The organism is Chlorogloea sp. CCALA 695 (assembly GCF_003003885.1).
Classification (GTDB): Bacteria; Cyanobacteriota; Cyanobacteriia; order Cyanobacteriales; family Chroococcidiopsidaceae; genus Aliterella.
The window spans coordinates 49,492-68,371 of the sequence record NZ_PVWN01000017.1; the positions used below are offsets into that span (position 1 = coordinate 49,492).

17 protein-coding genes are annotated in these 18,880 nt (G+C 40.6%); 9 read left to right on the forward strand and 8 right to left on the reverse strand.

The genetic code is table 11. The features are described from left to right. Positions 1–121: 121 nt before the first annotated feature. A complete protein-coding gene (locus C7B70_RS11365) occupies positions 122–565 on the forward strand; it encodes an SRPBCC family protein (RefSeq protein ID WP_106369163.1) in 444 nt (147 codons plus the stop codon). Here the strand turns inward: C7B70_RS11365 and C7B70_RS11370 are convergent. Beyond that, positions 562–3,108, reverse strand: a complete 2,547-nt coding sequence (locus C7B70_RS11370; RefSeq protein WP_106369164.1) for a polynucleotide kinase-phosphatase — start codon at positions 3,106–3,108, stop codon at positions 562–564. The genes C7B70_RS11365 and C7B70_RS11370 overlap by 4 nt on opposite strands. Before the next feature lie 199 nt (positions 3,109–3,307). After that, positions 3,308–4,741: a 3' terminal RNA ribose 2'-O-methyltransferase Hen1 gene (locus C7B70_RS11375; RefSeq protein ID WP_233220897.1), complete on the reverse strand. Its 1,434-nt coding sequence runs from the start codon at positions 4,739–4,741 to the stop codon at positions 3,308–3,310. A gap of 117 nt (positions 4,742–4,858) precedes the next feature. On the opposite strand from C7B70_RS11375, the gene egtC reads away from it, so the two are divergent. From egtC to egtD, 3 genes are all read left to right on the forward strand, one after another. Further along, positions 4,859–5,656: an ergothioneine biosynthesis protein EgtC gene (gene egtC / locus C7B70_RS11380; RefSeq protein WP_106369165.1), complete on the forward strand. Its 798-nt coding sequence runs from the start codon at positions 4,859–4,861 to the stop codon at positions 5,654–5,656. Continuing rightward, positions 5,622–6,938, forward strand: a complete 1,317-nt coding sequence (locus C7B70_RS11385; RefSeq protein WP_233220898.1) for an ergothioneine biosynthesis protein EgtB — start codon at positions 5,622–5,624, stop codon at positions 6,936–6,938. Before egtC ends, C7B70_RS11385 begins: the two co-directional genes overlap by 35 nt. Positions 6,939–7,006: 68 nt before the next feature. Continuing rightward, positions 7,007–8,041, forward strand: a complete 1,035-nt coding sequence (gene egtD, locus C7B70_RS11390) for an L-histidine N(alpha)-methyltransferase (RefSeq protein ID WP_106369167.1) — start codon at positions 7,007–7,009, stop codon at positions 8,039–8,041. Here the strand turns inward: egtD and C7B70_RS11395 are convergent. Next, positions 8,018–8,602: a thylakoid membrane photosystem I accumulation factor gene (locus C7B70_RS11395; protein ID WP_199192200.1), complete on the reverse strand. Its 585-nt coding sequence runs from the start codon at positions 8,600–8,602 to the stop codon at positions 8,018–8,020. The genes egtD and C7B70_RS11395 overlap by 24 nt on opposite strands. Before the next feature lie 271 nt (positions 8,603–8,873). Here C7B70_RS11395 and C7B70_RS11400 point away from each other — a divergent pair, with 271 nt between their 5' ends. Then, positions 8,874–9,170: a hypothetical protein gene (locus C7B70_RS11400; RefSeq protein WP_106369169.1), complete on the forward strand. Its 297-nt coding sequence runs from the start codon at positions 8,874–8,876 to the stop codon at positions 9,168–9,170. A gap of 97 nt (positions 9,171–9,267) precedes the next feature. Here C7B70_RS11400 and C7B70_RS11405 read toward each other — a convergent pair whose 3' ends face one another. From C7B70_RS11405 to C7B70_RS11415, 3 genes are all read right to left on the reverse strand, one after another. Further along, entirely contained in the window at positions 9,268–10,008 is a 741-nt protein-coding gene (locus tag C7B70_RS11405) for a tetratricopeptide repeat protein (protein ID WP_106369170.1), read from the reverse strand. Positions 10,009–10,046: 38 nt separating this feature from the next. Next, entirely contained in the window at positions 10,047–11,738 is a 1,692-nt protein-coding gene (locus tag C7B70_RS11410) for a GspE/PulE family protein (protein ID WP_106369171.1), read from the reverse strand. Positions 11,739–11,885: 147 nt separating this feature from the next. Then, the gene (locus tag C7B70_RS11415; RefSeq protein ID WP_106369172.1) at positions 11,886–13,388 is read right to left on the reverse strand and encodes a multicopper oxidase family protein; all 1,503 of its coding nucleotides are present in this window, start codon (positions 13,386–13,388) and stop codon (positions 11,886–11,888) included. A 670-nt stretch (positions 13,389–14,058) separates the two neighbouring features. Here C7B70_RS11415 and C7B70_RS11420 point away from each other — a divergent pair. Further along, complete coding sequence (locus C7B70_RS11420) at positions 14,059–14,883, forward strand: SirB1 family protein (protein WP_106369173.1); 825 nt, start codon at positions 14,059–14,061, stop codon at positions 14,881–14,883. Positions 14,884–14,976: 93 nt separating this feature from the next. On the opposite strand, the gene C7B70_RS11425 is transcribed toward C7B70_RS11420, so the two are convergent. After that, on the reverse strand, positions 14,977–15,432 hold the full coding sequence (locus C7B70_RS11425) for an orange carotenoid protein N-terminal domain-containing protein (protein WP_106369174.1): 456 nt from the start codon (positions 15,430–15,432) through the stop codon (positions 14,977–14,979). A 313-nt stretch (positions 15,433–15,745) separates the two neighbouring features. After that, positions 15,746–16,675 carry a glycosyltransferase family 9 protein gene (locus C7B70_RS11430; RefSeq protein WP_106369175.1) on the reverse strand — a complete coding sequence of 310 codons (930 nt, stop codon included), beginning with the start codon at positions 16,673–16,675 and terminating at the stop codon, positions 15,746–15,748. A 124-nt stretch (positions 16,676–16,799) separates the two neighbouring features. Between C7B70_RS11430 and ispD the strand changes: the two genes are divergently transcribed. The 3 genes from ispD (at position 16,800) to C7B70_RS26960 (ending at position 18,761) form a co-directional block, all read left to right on the forward strand. Continuing rightward, on the forward strand, positions 16,800–17,486 hold the full coding sequence (ispD, locus tag C7B70_RS11435) for a 2-C-methyl-D-erythritol 4-phosphate cytidylyltransferase (RefSeq protein WP_106369176.1): 687 nt from the start codon (positions 16,800–16,802) through the stop codon (positions 17,484–17,486). 34 nt (positions 17,487–17,520) lie between these two features. Beyond that, on the forward strand, positions 17,521–18,447 hold the full coding sequence (locus C7B70_RS11440; RefSeq protein ID WP_106369177.1) for a histone deacetylase: 927 nt from the start codon (positions 17,521–17,523) through the stop codon (positions 18,445–18,447). A 152-nt stretch (positions 18,448–18,599) separates the two neighbouring features. Then, positions 18,600–18,761: a hypothetical protein gene (locus C7B70_RS26960; protein ID WP_199192201.1), complete on the forward strand. Its 162-nt coding sequence runs from the start codon at positions 18,600–18,602 to the stop codon at positions 18,759–18,761. The last annotated feature ends 119 nt before the right edge of the window (positions 18,762–18,880 follow it).

Consider the following 18,880-nt stretch of genomic DNA (forward strand, 5'->3'; position numbering starts at 1 on the left):
CTTTGTAGATAATTACAGTCAAAAACTAAGTCATTTAATAATTTTTGGTAATTGGGAATACTTAGTAGAAAACCTTTCTAACATTTATTACTAAAAATCTAAGTAATTTTATTAAGCGGCTATGTCATCTCAGCAATTTGTTCAATCAATAGAAATTAATGCAAGTCCCCAGGTAGTTGAGGATTGTATAAGAAGTCGAATACTAATGCACAAATGGTTAAATCCAGTATTAAAATGCGAACCTGTGGGCGAATGGAGTACCGAAGTAGGCAGTCGCAGCAAGTTTATAATTAAGATTCCCATAATTAAACCAACTCTCGAAGCGGTAGTTAAAGAACAAAAACCTGGCTTAATTGTGTGGGAATTTACAGGGTTTTTTCAAGGGAGCGATTTTTGGGAATACAAACCAACAGCACAAGGGACGCTGTTAGTCAATACTTTTAAGTTTGAAATTCCTAACCCTATGATTCGCTGGGGTTTTAATGTATTTGCGGCTTCTTTAACAAAAATGGATATGCAAAGTCAATTGCAACGGCTTAAACGTGTCGCCGAAACCAGAGTTTAGAGACGCGGATCTACAGGTTCGCTTTCTAATGCCAACACTCCAAAAACGCATTCATGGACGCGGCGCAAAGGTTCTTTTCTTGTAAAACGTTCTAGGGATTCCATCCCTAGCGCAAACTCTCGCAGTGCTAAAGAGCGCTTTCTAGATAAACCACGCGATCGCAATCTTTCCAAATTCTCTGGTAATGTGTATTCCGCACCGTAGATAATCCGCAAGTATTCCTTACCTCTACATTTAACGGCAGGTTGTGCCAAACCGCGATCGCCTTTAAAAACAAAATCCAACGGTTTAACAACAATTCCCTCTCCACCAATGCTAGTAAGTTCTTCCCACCAAGCAACCCCAGTAGCAGTGTCATTAACATCTACTAGTTTATAAGCCGTTGCTAGTAATAATTCTGGTTCGGCTTTACATAGTTGCGCCAGAGTTTCCATGTGCCAAACATGAGTTTTATTGTTATGAACTTCTCCTTCTGTTGCCAAAATGTGAAATGGTGCAAGTTTCAAGTCAGCTAACGATTCAACTTGCCAACAATAACGCCGATAAGCCTCGACATACTGCGCCGCCATCTCTGCACGGTTTTGATAATGAGTTAAAAATGTCTCCACTCCATTTATGCGTTTAGCTGCCATTTCTAGGGCTGAAACCGCCTGATTAAGCGAAGAGTTGGCTGCTGCTCCTACCGCCGCGTATTGACGCTGCAACAGTTCTTGAGCCTTGGCTGACCAAGGCATCAATTCGCAGTCCAAAGCTACCCAACTTGTATTGAATTGTTCCCAAAAACCAGATACTTCTAAAGCATTTTGCACCTTTGCTAGCATTTGGCTTTCAAGTTCAGCATCGCTAAAAAAGCGCCTTCCGGTGCGGGTGTAGCAAATTCCTATACCTTCATCGATTACCCCAAAACGGTCTCTTGCGGCTTCCTCATCGCGGCAAATAATTACTACCGCACGAGAACCCATATGTTTTTCTTCGCAAATAACTTGAGAAACACCTTGGTTTTGGTAATAGGTAAATGCTTGAGATGGATGTTCAAGTAACCCTTGCTGCTTGGAGGTTTCACAGGGTGACATTGTAGGGGGAAGATAGATTAGCCATTTGGGATTAGCCGCAAAACGACTCATAACTTCAATTGCTGCGATCGCATTTTCTGCCCTAATACTAATTCTGCCATGAGTGCGAGTCTCAATAACTCGCTTACCCAACACATCGTCTATATCTAAAACATCGTCTAACTGCTGTTGAGTAGTTAGCGATATTTCTTCTGTAGGTAAAAATGGCTTAGTTGATTCGCAATAAACCTGTTGTGCTGCAACCGATACTAACTCTTTTTCTGGGTAACGTAAGGCAGTTAATTTGCCCCCATAGACACAACCTGTATCAATATCAATCGTACCGTTAAGCCATTGCGCCTCTATTACTGGAGTATGCCCATAAACAACGATCGCTTTTCCTCTATATTCTGCTGCCCAATCGTAGCGTACAGGTAGCCCAAAATCATCTGTTTCCCCGGTAGTTTCGCCATACAATGCAAAATCTCGTACTCTACCCGAACCCCGTCCTTGCAAGGCTTCTTTCATCCCTGCATGAGCTACAACTAAATTACCATCATCTAAAACGTAGTGACTAATTAAAGAATCAAGAAATTTAACTGTTTCTTGAGAAAAGAGTTCGCGCTTATCATCGGGTAAAGCATCGATTTCGGCAAGAGTTTTATCTAAACCGTGCGTAATTTTGACATTTTTGCCTTGCAATTTCCTCATCAATTTCATGTCATGATTGCCGGGAACGCATAAAGCCGTACCTGCTACAACCATATTTTGCACTAGCGCCAAAGTATCCAAAATCCGGTTTCCTCTATCTACCAAATCGCCCAAAAATAGCGCTTTTCTACCTTGAGGATGAAAATAATTTTGTTCGGGGGATATTTCGTAGCCTAGCTTTTGTAATAGTGCTTCTAATTCGTCACAACAGCCGTGAATATCCCCAATAATATCAAAGGGGCCATGTTCGGTTTTGCGGTTATTCCACAATGGTTGACGATAAATGCTAACTTCTTCAATATCTTCAACAGAGTTGAGAATATAGGAATAGCGGAAACCTTCACGTTTGAGGTGTTTCAAGCTTTGGCGCATCGATTCTCGTTGTCTTCGCACCACATGAACGCCAAAATTACGGTTCGGGCGCTGCTGGTTGCGATCGTGACATAATTGTTCTGGTAAATTGAGTGCGATCGCAACTGGCAAACAATGATACTCTTTCGCTAGTTCTAGTAAGTGTTTTCGGTCTTCTTTTTGCACATTAGTTGCATCAATTACCGTCAACTTTCCAGCCGCTAATCTTTTAGCAGCGATGTAGTGGACAACAGCAAAAGCATCTTTACTAACAGCTTGATTGTTTTCATCATCGCAAATCAATCCTCGGCAAAAGTCCGACGATATAACTTCTGTTGATTTGAAATGCTTTTTAGCAAAGCTAGACTTTCCAGCACCAGAAGCACCCATGAGGACAACTAAAGATAGTTCGGGTATAGTAATTTTCATGTATTGTTATTTAAAATTTGTAATTATTATTCTTTAAATAAACTGCAATCTTATTCCAATGAGTAATTATTTAACTTATCCTTACAACTAGGTATTTCTGGTAAGTTTCTACTAGGACTAGCTTCTCTTAATTCATTACATAAACACTCGTATTCTTGCTGATTAAATATTATGTCGATGTTTAGTAATACTGCTTTTTCTAGTTTCTACTGCGAAATACTGCCATTTGTGTAGGCGCTCCCACTTCCAAATCTTCATCACCTATCGGCAAAAACTGTACTGAATAATCAAAGTTTCCCGCTACTTTATTCGCCCATTGTTGAAATTCTAAGCGCGTCCATTCAAATCTATGATCTTTATGACGCAACTTCCCCGCAGGTAAAGTCTCAAACTTGGCGTTGTACTCTACATTTGGCGTTGTCACAACTACAGTATTCGGTTTAGCAAATTCAAAAAGTACGCGCTCAAAAGCCGCCAAACGCGCCATATCTAAATGCTCAATTACTTCTATTACCGTCGCTGCATCGTACCCAGACAGGCGCTTGTCGCGGTAAGTAAGCGATCCTTGTAGTAGTTTAATGCGATCGCGTTGCATACTGGGCATACGCTCTAGATGCAGCCTTTCACTCGCAATTTCTAAAGCGCGAGAAGATACATCTACTCCGATAATTTCCTTAAAACTCTGGTCTAGTAATAACTCTTTTAACAGCTTCCCTTCACCACACCCCAAATCAATCACTTTAGCCGCTCCGCACTGCTTTAGTACGGCTAAAACCGCCGCTAAACGCTGTTGATTAAGGCTAAGGCGTTCCTCAACTATCTCCTCTTGTTCGGTAGTATCGATATTGTCTTCTACTAATTGTGTCAAAGCCGAACGCACCAAGGGACCAAAACGTTTTAAATAACGTTTAGCAATCAAATTTTGTTCGGGATGCTTGGCTAACCACCCCTCGCCATGACGCAGCAATTTATCAACCTCATCTTCACCTACCCAGTAGTGTTTGTCATCGTCCAACACGGGGATCAAAACGTAAAGATGAGATAAAAGCTCTTGCAACGGGATAGTATGATGCAGTTCAACATTGTAGTAGTAACTTTCCCCCCACTGGGGAAACTTATCATCTAAAGTAGTGCGATCGCACTTTATCGTATAACCTAAAGGTGCAAACAAGCTCTGCAATAACGCTTCACCGCCACGAGAGGGAACAGTAGTAAGCTTTGCTATTAGCGGTATAGGTGTTTGCGTAAGTTCGGGTTTATCTTTGCAACGTCCAGCCAAAGCACTCCCAAATACTTGAGCAATCGCCACACTCAAAAATGATGATGCTACATAAGGGCGATCATTTACATATTGTTCTAAACCTTGACTACCCTTCTTTCTCACCAATCCTACCGGATCTATATCTAGAAGCAAAGCGGCGATACAACTTTCTACACTTGCTTCGGGGTAAAATACGTGGGCTTGACCAAAAGATAAACTAAAAGACTGTAGTTTATCAGGGTGTTTGTGCAACAAGTAGCCTAAATCGGTTGCAGGTTTATGAGTAGTAGCGATCGTTAGCAGCATTGGTTGCAAAAATAATACTTTAACCTCAGTATCTAGCGTAACATAGGTACTACATAAGTAATACACAAACAAATTATTTTAATGTCTTCATACCTAAGAGAGAATTTGAGACAACACTTCAACCTAGTTAAACAAATACAATAGAAACGACTATTAGGAACGCTGGGTGCGATCGCGCTAATTATGTGTAGATTATTAGGCTATATCGGCTCATCAATTCCCTTGGACTATATTTTGTCCAAACCAGAACACTCTTTGATCGTCCAAAGCTATCAACCGCTCGAAATGAACTCAGGAGTAGTTAACGCCGATGGTTTTGGCATTGGGTGGTATCACCCCGAAAAAGATACTGAGCCTTTCATTTACAAAAATGTGATTCCGATTTGGAATGATGTAAATTTATCTAGCTTGGGAAGGTATGTAGAATCAAGCTGTATTCTAGGATACGTCCGCAGTGCAACCACCGGACAAGCGGTGGATATGAGCAATTGTCAGCCGTTTAAGTTTGAACAACTGTTATTTATTCATAATGGTAAGATTGACAACTTTAAACAAACTCTCATGCGTCCAATCAGCGAGACTCTGAGTGATGTTGCATACAAATCTATCAAAGGTAGCACCGATTCAGAACACTTTTTTGCTTTATTTCTTGATGAATATCTCAAAAACCCCGATGGTACCTTAGAACAAGCTTTGCAAAGCGCCTTACTCAAATTAGCTGAATTAGCCAAGTCTCATCAAGTCTCCGCTTCAGTTAACATCATTATTAGCGATGGTAAGCGACTAATTGCGGCTCGATTTGCAAGCGGTATAGAGTGTCCTTCCTTATACTGGACTAGGGACGACCTAAACTATCCAAAATCGGTAATTATTGCCTCTGAACCTATATTTAAAGGGGATTGGCACCGTTTTTCCGAACAGAGTATTCTTAGTGTGGGACAAGACCTTGAGATCGAAATCTATCAAGTATCAACAAACTAGCGGTTCGCCCTTAATTGTTGACCGAAGACAACAATTAAAAGAGTGGTTGCATCAGTGTCGGGCGGGAACTTTAGAACTATTTGAATCTATCGACGAGACAACATTTTGCGTTCAAGCACACTCCGAATTTAGCCCTGTTGGTTGGCATTTAGGACACATTGGCTATACTGAGTCATTGTGGTTGCTCGAACGCCCAACTGGTATAAAACCCGAATATTCTGCCTATCGCCGTTTGTTTGTCGCTGATGGCTTACCCAAGTCTGAGCGCGTCAAGTTGCCACCAATAGAAGAGATTAAAAGCTATCTTGAAGCAATTAGAAACAAAGTTCTTTTGCGTCTAGAAACTATTGATTTAGAAAAAGAAGAACGTCTCTGGCGTTGGCTACTGCAACACGAAAGTCAGCATACCGAAACCATCGCTTTTATTATGCAACTTGGGCGTTGGCACGATCGCGCTCCAGTGGGCGCAAGTTGGCAAAACCTTACTACTCAAAATAATTTTACTGTGCATCCTGCTCCTAATTCTTCTTTAATTCAAACAAATACTCTAACTTCAGAAATGGTTTCCATTGAATCGGGTTCATTCATTCAAGGAAACGACTCTATAGACGCTTTAGATAATGAGCGCACCGCTCATCAAGTCAAGCTTGAAACCTATTCTATTGACCGCTACCCAGTTACTTGCGGACAATATCGAACTTTTATTGAAACTGGTGGCTATGAAAATTCTATTTGGTGGTCAGAAGCGGGGTGGCGATGGGTGCAATCTGAGCAAGTAACCAAGCCTTTATACTGGTCTGACGACCTGCGCTGGGAAAATCACCCAGTTTGTGGCGTGAGTTGGTACGAAGCCGATGCTTACGCCCGATTTGTCGGTAAAAGGCTACCTAGCGAAGCTGAGTGGGAAAAAGCTGCCGGGGGTAATAATACCTATCCTTGGGGAGGAGAATCGCCAACAGAAAAACATTGCAATCACAACAATGCAGTTAGTCAAACAACGCCCGTAAATGCTTACCCCGCCGGACAAAGTGTTTATGGCTGTTACGATATGCTGGGCAATGTCTGGGAATGGACATCAACAGTATTTGAAGGTTATGAAGGTTTTGCTGGCTATCCTTATCCTGGCTATTCTCAGGTATATTTTGATGGCGAGCATTGGGTGCTAAAAGGTGGTAGTTGGGCGACTCGTCCTTGGGCGCTACGTTCGAGTTTTCGCAACTGGTATCATCCCGGCGTTAGACAAATTTTAGCAGGGTTTCGTTGTGCCAGTGACAAAGAGTAATTGCGATCGCATTACAAATAGTTTTATATTCCATTCCCTAACAGTTTGTTTCCTAAGTAGGAGGAACAATGTCAATGTCTAATACTGCAAGCGGTAATACTTCCCCAAATCTAGAAAATCGCTTGCAAATCGAGCAGTTATTAAATGCTGCAACTTTATCCGCTTCAGCGCTTACAGAAAAAAGCGATGTGATTTCAGGATTAACTCAAAAACCTAAATCTGTTCAAGCTCGTTACTTTTATGATGACGATGGTTCGCAACTATTCGAGCAAATTTGTGACTTGCCTGAATACTATCTTACGCGCACGGAAACAGCTATTTTACAAGAATGTGCAAAATCGATTGCTCAAATTACCGGGGCTTGCGAATTAGTAGAATTAGGTAGCGGTAGCTCAACCAAAACCCGCATTTTGCTAGATGCTTACAATCAATTAAACTTGCCCCTACACTATGTGTCAATTGATGTCAGCGCAGGTATCTTAGAAAGCAGTGCCAAAGCGCTCTTAGCTAATTACCCTTCTTTACAAGTTCATGCTCTTGTTAGTACCTACGAACTAGCTTTAAAACAATTAAAACCTGCTTCTTTACCTAACCGATTAATTTGCTTTATTGGTAGTTCTTTAGGCAATCTTAACCCCCAAGAATGTCAAGTATTTTTCTCGCAAATTACAAAAGCTCTCCAAAAGGGCGAATACTTTTTATTAGGTATAGATTTACATAAATCTAAAGATATATTAGAACCTGCTTATAACGACAGTCAAGGAGTTACCGCAGCTTTTAATCTCAATATGCTCAATCACTTAAATCAACGCTTTGATGGCAACTTCGATTTAACCCAATTTGAACACTTAGCTTTTTACAATGAAACTGAGCGCCAGATTGAAATGTACTTGCGAAGTTTACGCGCTCAAACGGTGACATTAAACGCTTTAGACTTGACAATTGAAATAGCATCTGATGAAACCATCCTTACAGAAATTTCCCGCAAATTTGACTTAAATAGTATTCAGCAAGAATTGCAAGCGCAAGGATTAAAACCAATGCAAGTATGGACAGATGCTAATCAACATTTTGGCGTACTACTTTGTCGATTGCTCAACTAACTCGTTATTAAATTCGTTGACTGGACGCAACTTCAATTCTTTAGACTCCTCGCGCGGTAGCAGGTTAAATACTTGGCGCAACTTATCATCTACCTGCTCGTAGGGTACTTGTCCTTGACGATCAAATACTACCTTACCTGATTTATCTAATATCACCACTTGAGGCACGATATCTTTGTAATAGTAACCTGCCTCTGTAGGCTTATAGCTGCTTTGTACGGGAATTGCATCCACATTTACAGGGATGATATCGGCGACCCGTCCGTAAAAAGCTTGCATATTAGAAACAGTGATCGCATACAGCTTACAATCGCTACTGTCATCAACATAATAAACTAATATTGTCGGTCTTGCTCCAGCTATAGACTCCGCTAAGGTGACTTTAGACGGCACTAACGAGCCATTACCCGCATACAACACAAATATATTACCTTCAAAACGATCTGTATCGATCTCTGCATTGGCTGTTGGCATTCCTAGTAGTAGCAAGCACATCACTAACATCAGCGTGAAAGTTAGATATTGCTTAAGAAAAGTCAACTTTATTTTTAGAAAATTCATCAAAAAATCAGCCTGTTTAGTAAAATTTGATGCAATTAATAGCAGTAAAAGTAGTTACATTAGCCTTTTACATAAATGCAATTTATATTCTACACCTCTAGCTAATCCAAAATCGAATTTTATAACTTATTTTTTTCCTTAGTGTGATTTAATACTTTGATTAATAGTCTATACTTAACCATTTGTGTAATTAATTATTCAGCTTTAGATAGATTTATTTAGTATTAATAAGTTGCTACAATAAGTAATATATAGCTGGAAATAAAAAGCAGTGAAAAAATTATTTGTAGTCTGTTTATCCGTTGCTTTAAGTCTAGTAGTAGTAGATACAGCTTTTAGCAACCCTCCGTCTCAACAACCCGAACCTGCGGCATTAGTACAAGCCGAGGTAGAGACCCCATTATGTTATTTACAAACTCCTGATGGAAAAACGTGGGATCTTAACGGCTTATGTGAACAAGCACCCCAAGAGGCAAATTCTTCAAAGTCAAATGTAGCGTTCGTTAATCCTTATAATAGTGACGCTATCAAAAAATTTGATGATGATTTGTATGGAGATAGCAATTAAACTTTTATTTAAGGAATAATTTAATTAGAGTTCTCACAAAAAATAATTGCGCCCCAAGCAATATATCTGGAGCGCAATTAAAATAAGTATTAACAAGCTACTTAGAAGCTGGAGTATTTAGCTGTTGCTGCGACTTAGCCAGATTAGTAGCTTTGATATAACCGGGTTGATTAGACTGAGCTAAAAAAAGTTTGGCGGCTTGTTGATAATCAGCGATCGCACTAGGAGTATTTTTTAACTTAGCATGAACTTCGCCGCGAATGGTGTAAGCTTGTGCGTCTTTTTCATTACGACCAATCGCACTATCTAAGTCTTCCATAGCTTTTTCATTTTCCCCAATCTGGTAATAAGCCGCTCCTCTATGACGATAGCTTGCACCTTCTTCAGGATAAATACTAATAGCCTGGGTATGATCTTCAATAGCTTGCTTGTAGTCACCTAAAGCCGCGTAGGCGACACCTCGACCATTGCGGACATGGGAATGAGCGGGATTAAGTTTAATAGCTTTGGTGTAATCGTCAACCGCCTCTTGGTAGTTTTTTAGCAAGAGTTGAACATCGGCTCGATAGGTATATGCTAGATGATGATTAGGCTGAATTGCGATCGCTTTACCAAACCTTTCCACCGCCCCTTTGTAGTCTTTTTGATGTAGCTTAGTTAGCCCATCATTAACATGACTTTCGGTAACACTATCGCTTTTAATACTTTCTGGAGTCGCAGTTGGACTATGTGAGGAATGCCCTCCGCCATGAACTTGAGCAATCCCAGGTTTATTGCCAACTATTAAACTTATCCCAATTACTACTGTTAAAGCGATCGCCTGACTTGACTTATACATAAATTCTCTCTGACAAAATATCTAAAATAAAAGCTCTTCTAATTGACATTTAGTAGCGCTCTATGATGCTCTAAGTCACTAATATTTACAGGTTTAGAGTACAAAGAACTATGAGGCAATACGCGCAAAACTTCTTGTACGGTAGTTACACCACTGGTTACTTTCTTGATTGCCGCAACGCGAAAAGAATCGAAGTTAGCTTCATTAACATAGTGTTGCAACTGAGTCATTGTACCTTCGTAAATTAGCCGCCGCACATTACTATCTATATTTAATAATTCTACCAGTGCTTCTCGTCCTAAGTATCCAGAACTAAAACATTTTGCACAGCCTTTCCCACACCTCCAATTGTCTGATTTTGCCTGCTCCCTATCTAAACCTAAAGCTTTTAAATCTGCATCGGTTGGAGTATACTTGTCTGCACAATGAGGACAAATTTTGCGGACTAAACGTTGAGCTACAACACCTAAAAGCGCATCGCTAATAAACCCCGCATCTGGGCAGAGGTCTTTCAAACGGGGAATTGCGCTAATAGCATCATTAGTATGTAAAGTTGTAAGTACCAAGTGTCCTGTTAAAGCTGCCCTAATCGCCGTTTCTGCCGTCTCACTATCACGAATTTCGCCAATCATGATAATGTCTGGATCTTGACGCAAAATTGCGCGCAAACCTGCCGCAAAAGTCATACCCGCAGGCTCATGGACTTGAGTTTGAGTAATACCCGGTAACACGTATTCTACAGGGTTTTCTACTGTTACCAAATTGACGTGTTCTTTAGCCAACCTTTGCAAACTGGTGTAAAGAGTGCTGGTTTTACCCGAACCTGTAGGCCCTGTAAAAATAATCATTCCTTGGGGCTGTTGTAACCAATGCTTGTAAGTTGCTAAAGTGCGATCGCTAAAACCTAATTCCTCAATACTAGAAAAATTATTTTCCCTAGGTAAAAGTCGAATTACAGCTTTTTCACCACCAATACAAGGCAAAGTGCTGACACGCATATCTAAGCTTTGTTCGCCATCTTGTTCGGACATATATTTATCCCCAATCCTGGCATCTTGAGGTCGGCGACTTTCCGATATATCCATGTCAGACATAACTTTGAGGGCAATGATTGCTTTGCGGCTAACTTCCAACGGCAAAGTTGTGATGTTTCGCAGAATGCCATCAATACGATAGCGTACTCTCAACCCGTTAGGCATTGGCTCTAAGTGAATATCACTAGCTCGACTCCGTAAAGCGCTAGATATAATTGCTTTAATTCTACTAATTTGATCGGCGGCTTTTGACAGAGAAAACTCTGTAGATTCGCTGATATCTTCTTCTTTTACGTGTTCTTTTTCTAGTTCGCCAGTTAAAGGATTTACCAAAGGAGCCGAGCTAAGACGGTTGTTGTCAACTTGATTGTGACTGTGAACCCAAGCGCGGTAACTTTTGTGTTGGATGGGAATAAACTTTATATCGGTGAGAGTCTGTTGGCTTAATTTTTTAATTGCATCAGGGGTAAGCGGTATAGAACTACCTAGAAAATAGCAATTACGCCATAGTAATAAAGGAATTAGCGACGGTAAAGTTTTGCGATCAGGAAACTCGCGCAGAAATCTTTGGCTCACTTCAGGGTCGAGCAAATCTAAATTTACAACTCCCTGTTCGTCTACCAAAATTTTTAATGCTTCATCACAATTTATTTCTCGATTTTTTAGCCGTTGCCAAATTGAGCGATGGTGTTGCATTCCTAAAGATGATTGTTGCTAATATTGAGTCATTTGCGCTTAAATTAGCAGCGCTACTGCCCCATTGTGATAATTGAGTTAAATAGGTAATCCTGTAGCGCGGGGCTACAGGATTAACCTTTGCTCTACTCAAATTATGGCACTTGCCTATAGGGCTGGTGCGGGTAGAGACTTAGCCGGAGCTTTGGCAGCAAGGTTTACACTAGCTGCCCCTACTTTAAATTGATTCATCATGTCATGGTCTTCGTGGACTGTATTATGACAGTGGGTCATATAAGTACCAGTATTTGGTCCAAACTTACCAATGACTCTGACTGACTCGTTTGCACCTACATAAAACACATCCTTCCAACCTTTTTCGTAAGCAAAGGGAGCATTCCCATTACGGTCAAGGATTTGCATATCTATCAGGTGGATGTGGATGGGGTGGAACCAACCGCCAGCGTTGTTGTATATTTTCCAAATTTCTACATCACCTAGCTGGGGGCTAGCATCAAAGCGTTGATTGTCCCAAGTTTTCCCATTAATTACCCATAAACCATTAGAACGTTCGTATCTAAATTCACGAGTGCGGACTGCGGACGATGCAGCGATAGGCTGAACTAAACGCAGCTTGCTAGGAATAGAACTAGGATCGCTTTCACTCCGTATCACCTCAAACTGCATGACATTTTCTGTGCCATCGTAATTGTCATTGTTATCTGGCTGGAGGTTTTTGAGAGTAATTTTGGTTCCAACTTTGTATTTAGAAAAGTCGATAACTGCCTCATAACGTTCTGCCATTCCAATCCGAAAACTTTTAACTGGTGCTGGCGCACTCATCAAACCAGCATCGGTACCAATTACAATCAGTGGTTCACCAGTGCTAAGAGCCAATTCGTAAGAGCGCGAAACCGAACCATTTAAAATCCGGAAACGGTACTTACGATTTGCTACCTGCATTTTTGGCCAAGGTACACCGTTAACTAAAATAACGTCGCCGAATTGACTGTCTTCGCCTTGGTCATCAAATATCAGATTACCACTTGCGCCAAACTGCTTGTCTTGAATAACTATCGGTACATCGTAATCACCTTTAGGCAAAGGCAAGTTGAGTTCTTCTTGGTCTTGAACTAAATACATACCTGCTAGTCCCATGTAGACATTGCGGGCGGTCTTATGAATAGCGTGATCGTGATACCACAACGTTGCAGCGCGGTTGTTAGGATAAATATAATCTTTATATTGACCTGGATTAGTTAGGTCTTCAGCATAGCCATCGTATTCTGGCAGCGATGCCATACCGTGTAAGTGTACTGAAGTGGGCGTACCTACACTATTGTTTATAAATCTAACTACCGATCGCCGATCTTTGTTCTGTTTGATCGTCGGGCCAGGAGTAATGCCATTGTAAGCCCAAACTTCAGTCTTCAGCTTCGGGAGAATTTCTACAGAAGCTTTCTTCATTGTAATTTCGTAGTAGTCGGTAGTGCTATCGCTACGCACGGGCTTGAGTACGGGCGGGACACGAAATGGAAGTGTGAAGGGAGTTACTTTTGGGCTTCCAGCATCTCCCGCATAGCTACGACCTTGAAAGGCAATCGGTAATATTAGCGAACCACCTGCAAGCATTCCTAGCTTGAGTGCTTGTCGTCTGGTTATAGGTGTCATACTCTCTGTGTTCTCTCTTGACGGATGGCAGTCTGGGCTTCTTTGGCTAGGACAAGTTAAGTAAAGATTTATTAACCCCTCCTTATCTAGGATGACAACTTAATCGTCATGCAGTGGTTAGGTTATGTCTAACTTATGTGTAAAGTTTGATTAATTTATAAACTTTTTATTTATACAGTCAAAGTAATTACCGATACCCACAGGGTTAGCATAAATACTCAACTGTTGGCTCTAAGATCGCTCTAAATAATTACTCAACTTTAATGAATACGCATATAGCTAGGGTGAATAAATTGTAATTATCTGTGGTATGATTTAACGCCTTAGTAAATAAACAGCAATTTTTTGTCTTAGATTAGAGTAGAACGGCTAAAGTTGCCGAAAAGAGTGATCGCCAAGAAGTTTATTCTTTACCTATCACTAGAAATAGGTAATATCAGCAGGGAAAATTATCTAGTATTGTCTGACAAGCGGTTTCAATATAGCTAAAGATTGTAAACTTGTAGTATGTTTGACTAAAAAACAAGATGAACGCAGAGAATAAAATAAGCAATTACTGCGGTTTAGGAAAGAGAGTAAGAGATGTAATCATTTTTTATCACGCCCCGATTAAATTTTTTTACTACGAAAAACAACTGGTTTAATTACTTAAGTAGGCAAAATCTAAAATATGAGTGATTTGCGATCGCGACAATACTTTCAGCAAGAAATTAGTCAACCAGACGACCAAATCGATTTAGCACTATCTGCACTATATATTGCTCAAGAAGAATATCCCCGCTTAGATGTAATTAAGCATTTTAATACTTTAGATACTATGGCATCGGAAGTAATACAACGCTTACCAACGCAGAATTATCCTTTAAAAATTATTCAAGCTATTAACAGTTACTTGTACGATGAGTTGGGTTTTAGGGCTAATGTTGCTGACTATTACGATCCGCGTAATAGTTTTTTAAACGATGCTCTCGACCGACGACTAGGGATTCCAATTACTCTATCGCTAATCTACTTAGAAATCGCCAAACGAATTAAATTTCCTATGGTAGGAGTAGGGATGCCAGGACATTTTGTAATTCGTCCCCAAATTGCTGAAATGGATATATTTGTCGATCCTTTTAATCGCGGTGAAGTGCTGTTTTTTAACGATTGTCAAGAACGTATAACAAAGCTTTACGGTAAACCCGTAACTATGCAACCAGAATTTTTAGCACCTTTGACCAATCGGCAGTTTTTAGCGCGACTGTTAAGCAATTTAAAACTAATTTATCTCAATAGTCAAAAATTAGAAAAAGCCTTAGCTGCCGTTGAGCGCATTTTGATGTTGTTTCCTAGCGCGATTGTAGAAATACGCGATCGCGGCTTAATCTATTATCAAATTGGTCGTTGGGTAGCCGCAGTCAAAGATTTTGAAACTTATTTGCAACAAGTTCCTAATGCTCAAGATGCTCCGGTAATTCGCCGCTTATTAAAGCAGTTAGATAGCAATAGTTGATAATTTACTTTGGCTTGAAGTAGAATGCAGTGTTTAGCAAAGTTTGAAAGATAGAGACCTTTAAGTTCTCTATCTTTACGATGTAATTATTTGCTATTTAGCACCCATTTCAACCACCAAACTCCGCATAAAATTAATGCGTTGTTCAAAGTCGAGTTGTTTGATTTGATTAACAAACTCATCAGTATTTGAAGGCAATTGATAGTCCGAAGGTACTTGAATAATTACACCTTCCTCCATACCTTGAGCTAAACGCAACCATACATCTAATCTACCGCTAGAACTCAGGGCGGTGTAGCTGTGGCTAATATCAGACGCTGTGCTACTAGCAATGTCTCGCTGCGCCTGCAATTGTTGGTCTTGAGGCATGGCTTTAATGCGATCATAAAACGCTCCAGCACTATCTTGAGCCGAGGCAGAGTTGCCAGGATTTAGTTTATCTTTAAGATCGAGATAACCAAACCAAAGAATAGCTAGTTGAGTATCTGTATCAAAGCTTTTGAACGTTTCTACAGATTTCTTTGTGTTTTCGTCGGTAGCAAAGGTCATGGTTAAAAGTGTCTGATTGTTTGTATTGACAGTCAACAACTTAGGTTAATCAACCAAACTAACTAAATTAACCCTACAAAAGACAGATGTATAAGTCGTATCTAAAGATAGATGTAGAAGAAATTATCTAATTTTAAAACCTGCGTAAGCAAGAAATAGCTAACTGACGAACAAAGCCGCGCCGCCACTAGAGATAAGACTTCTAAGAATGTTAAAGGTATAAAAGCCATCAAAAAATATCGTAATCCCAACAATAACACCCTATTTGTTGACCAATAAATAGCAAGTAGACGCGGAAACCCGCGTCTTTTTCTTACTGTCCCCAAATACACTGCATAATACTTTGTGGCGAAATATCAGCTATTTTCCCTGTTGGCGAAGTCACTACAACAAAGCGATCGCTTTGTTGTAGTGATGTTTCAACTAAAGCAACCGTATAAGTTTGGACTGCTAAAGCTAGATACATTGGCGCACTGTCGGTACATATTAGCAAATTTGCCGAAGCGATCGTTGCCGCTAACTTGCCCATATCTGCGGGAAAAATGACTTTGAGATTAGGGAAAAATGCCAACATTGACTTGACAAAAAGCTCGTTACTAGCATCTTTTATGACTACTACAGGTATATTTGGTTGTTTTTCCTGCAAAGATTGGACGATTTGCCGCCAAAAAGTAACGGGATAAGTTGAATTAACATCGGGAGATTGACTATCGTAAAAAGCGACGTAACCGCTTTCGTTAATGCCTAGACGTTGTTGTTCTTTTTCAGACCAGGTAATGTCCGAGGAAGGTACATTGATATTTAGTGGGGAAACTGGGGAATTTTTAGCCAACCCTTGTAGCAAATCGTGATACCTAGCGGCGGGTTGTTGTTGTGATTTTAGTAAAACGGTATCAGTCAAAAAGAATGAACCGTTGCCTTTGTAGCCCACACGAGTAGGAATACCCGTAAGCCATAATAATAGATTTAACAAAAACTGAGATTGGGGAGAGATAGCAATGTCGTATTCGCGATCGCGCAGCAAACCGATTAAATTGCCCCAGTCAGCCAGACTGTTACGATCTTTAAAATCAAAGGCGATCGCGTCAGTGACAGACTTGCACACTCGATAGGCAGCTTTGGAACCCGGTTCGACTACCACATCTATTTGCGCGTCGGGATAAACTCTTTTTAAATTGTCCAGGGTAGGAAAAAATAAAATTTGATCGCCAATTTTGCCAGGCACTAAGGCTACTATTCGCATAATATTTCTTTACTATTACTCGCTCCTTATTTTAGGAGAACTGTTACTTATTTGAAATAATTAATTGTCCGCCGCTCCCTAGTGCGATCGCGCCAGGGGAGTTATTCTTACAAATCAAAGCAGAATGCACTTATTAATTCCCGCCGCCGGAATGGGGCGCAGAATGGGCAGTGAGCGCAATAAGTTACTTTTAACCTTGCGCTCAAAACCTCTACTTACTTGGACAATAATCGCCGCCCAAGCCGCTCAGAGCATCAATTGGATGGGCATCATTGCCCAACCCAACGATGAGGAATATATTAAAGAAATTTTAGCAGCGCTATCAGTGACTAAGGAGGTAGAGATAATATACGGTGGCGCTACCCGCCAAGAATCGGTTTACAACGGCTTGCAGGCGCTACCAGCTACCGCAGAAAGAGTATTAATTCACGATGGTGCGAGATGTTTGGCTACACCTGAATTAATAGATCGGTGCGCTAGAGCGATCGCTCATTGCCAAGGATTAGTTGCGGCGGTGACAGTTAAAGACACAATCAAAGTTGTAGATGAAAATAGATTAATTCAAAGTACCCCCGACAGGCGGCAACTATGGGCGGCGCAAACTCCCCAAGCTTTTGATGTTAAATTACTCAAACAATGCCACGACTTCGGTTTGTCTCAAGGTTGGGAAGTTACAGACGATGCGGCTTTATTTGAAAGGTGCGGATTGCCCGTACAAATAGTTGAAGGGGAAGAAACAAACCTCAAAATTACTACCCCCGTAGATTTGCAAGTAGCTGAATTTATCCTTGCTCAACGTTATAAAGGGTAATGGATAATGGGTAATAACCAATGACCAATTCCCAATGACCAATTCCCAATTACCAATTATTTACTCTGAGGAATTTCTCAAACACAACACAGGGAGATTTCACCCCGAAAAACCAGAACGATTAATTGCGATCGCATCCGCCCTAAAATCGGCTCCTTTTGCCCATCAACTAGAGTGGAAATCGCCGACTCCTGTAGATGAACGGGTAATAACTTCTGTAAACCAAGTTCACACAGCAGCACACATTAACACTATTAAGCAGATAGCGCGTAGTGGCGGCGGTTCTCTCGATCCTGATACTCCTATATCCCCGGCTAGTTACGATGTGGCTTTACTAGCGGTTAGTGCGTGGCTAGATGGGGTAGATAGTGTCTTGGCTACCAATAACCCAGCTTTCGTTTTAGCACGTCCTCCCGGACACCATGCCGAAAAAAGTCAAGGTATGGGCTTTTGTTTATTTTCCAATGCTGCGATCGCCGCTAACTATGCTTTAAAACTACTAGCCATTAATAAAGTTGGAATTTTAGATTGGGATGTACATCATGGCAATGGTACGCAAGCAATTGTCAAAACTAATCCGCAAATTGCCTACTGTTCTTTGCATCAGTTTCCTTGCTATCCAGGTACAGGCAAGGCTTCCGAACGAGGCGAGTACGAAAATGTTTTAAACTTACCCCTCCTTGCAGGTAGCACAATTTCTGTTTACCAATCGCTATTTGAACAAGCCGTAATTCCTTTTTTTGTTGACTTTCAACCAGATTTATTAATCGTTAGTGCAGGTTATGACGCAAATGCTGCCGATCCTTTAGCTAATATCGATTTGCAACCTCCTGATTATAGAACCTTGACAAATTATTGCTTGCAACTCACTCGGAGAGTTTTGTTTGGGCTTGAGGGTGGGTATGACTTAGAGGCGCTATCACAGTCAGTATTAGCTACGGTGGAACAATGCCTAGCTTGAAAATGTCTTTTTTTGTTATGTCCCCGTGCTATTACGGGTGTAATATATTGTTACGAAACCTAAAAGTAGTAATTTCTCGGTGGAATTTAACAGCCACATAGTGAAGAAATATAGTAACACCAACTACAGATAGAAAGAGAGAAGACCCAGCGATGACTACTTACATTTTCATGGAAACCGCGCTAAAAATCGTTACGAATGCTTATTTAGTTTCCTCGATGCTCTTAATTGCAACTTCCTACATCGGCTTATCAGTAATTGAAATTATCGAAGAAGGCGATACGCATCCTTTTAAAACTAAGTGGTTTAATTAATAATCAATTCTTCCTCCTAAGCTCAAAGTTTCCGCCCTCTTGAAAAGTTTTGTGCAAGGTACTGGTATACAAAGTTTCCGCATCTTCCTAGAGGTAGACTTTGCCCAATCTTGAGATAC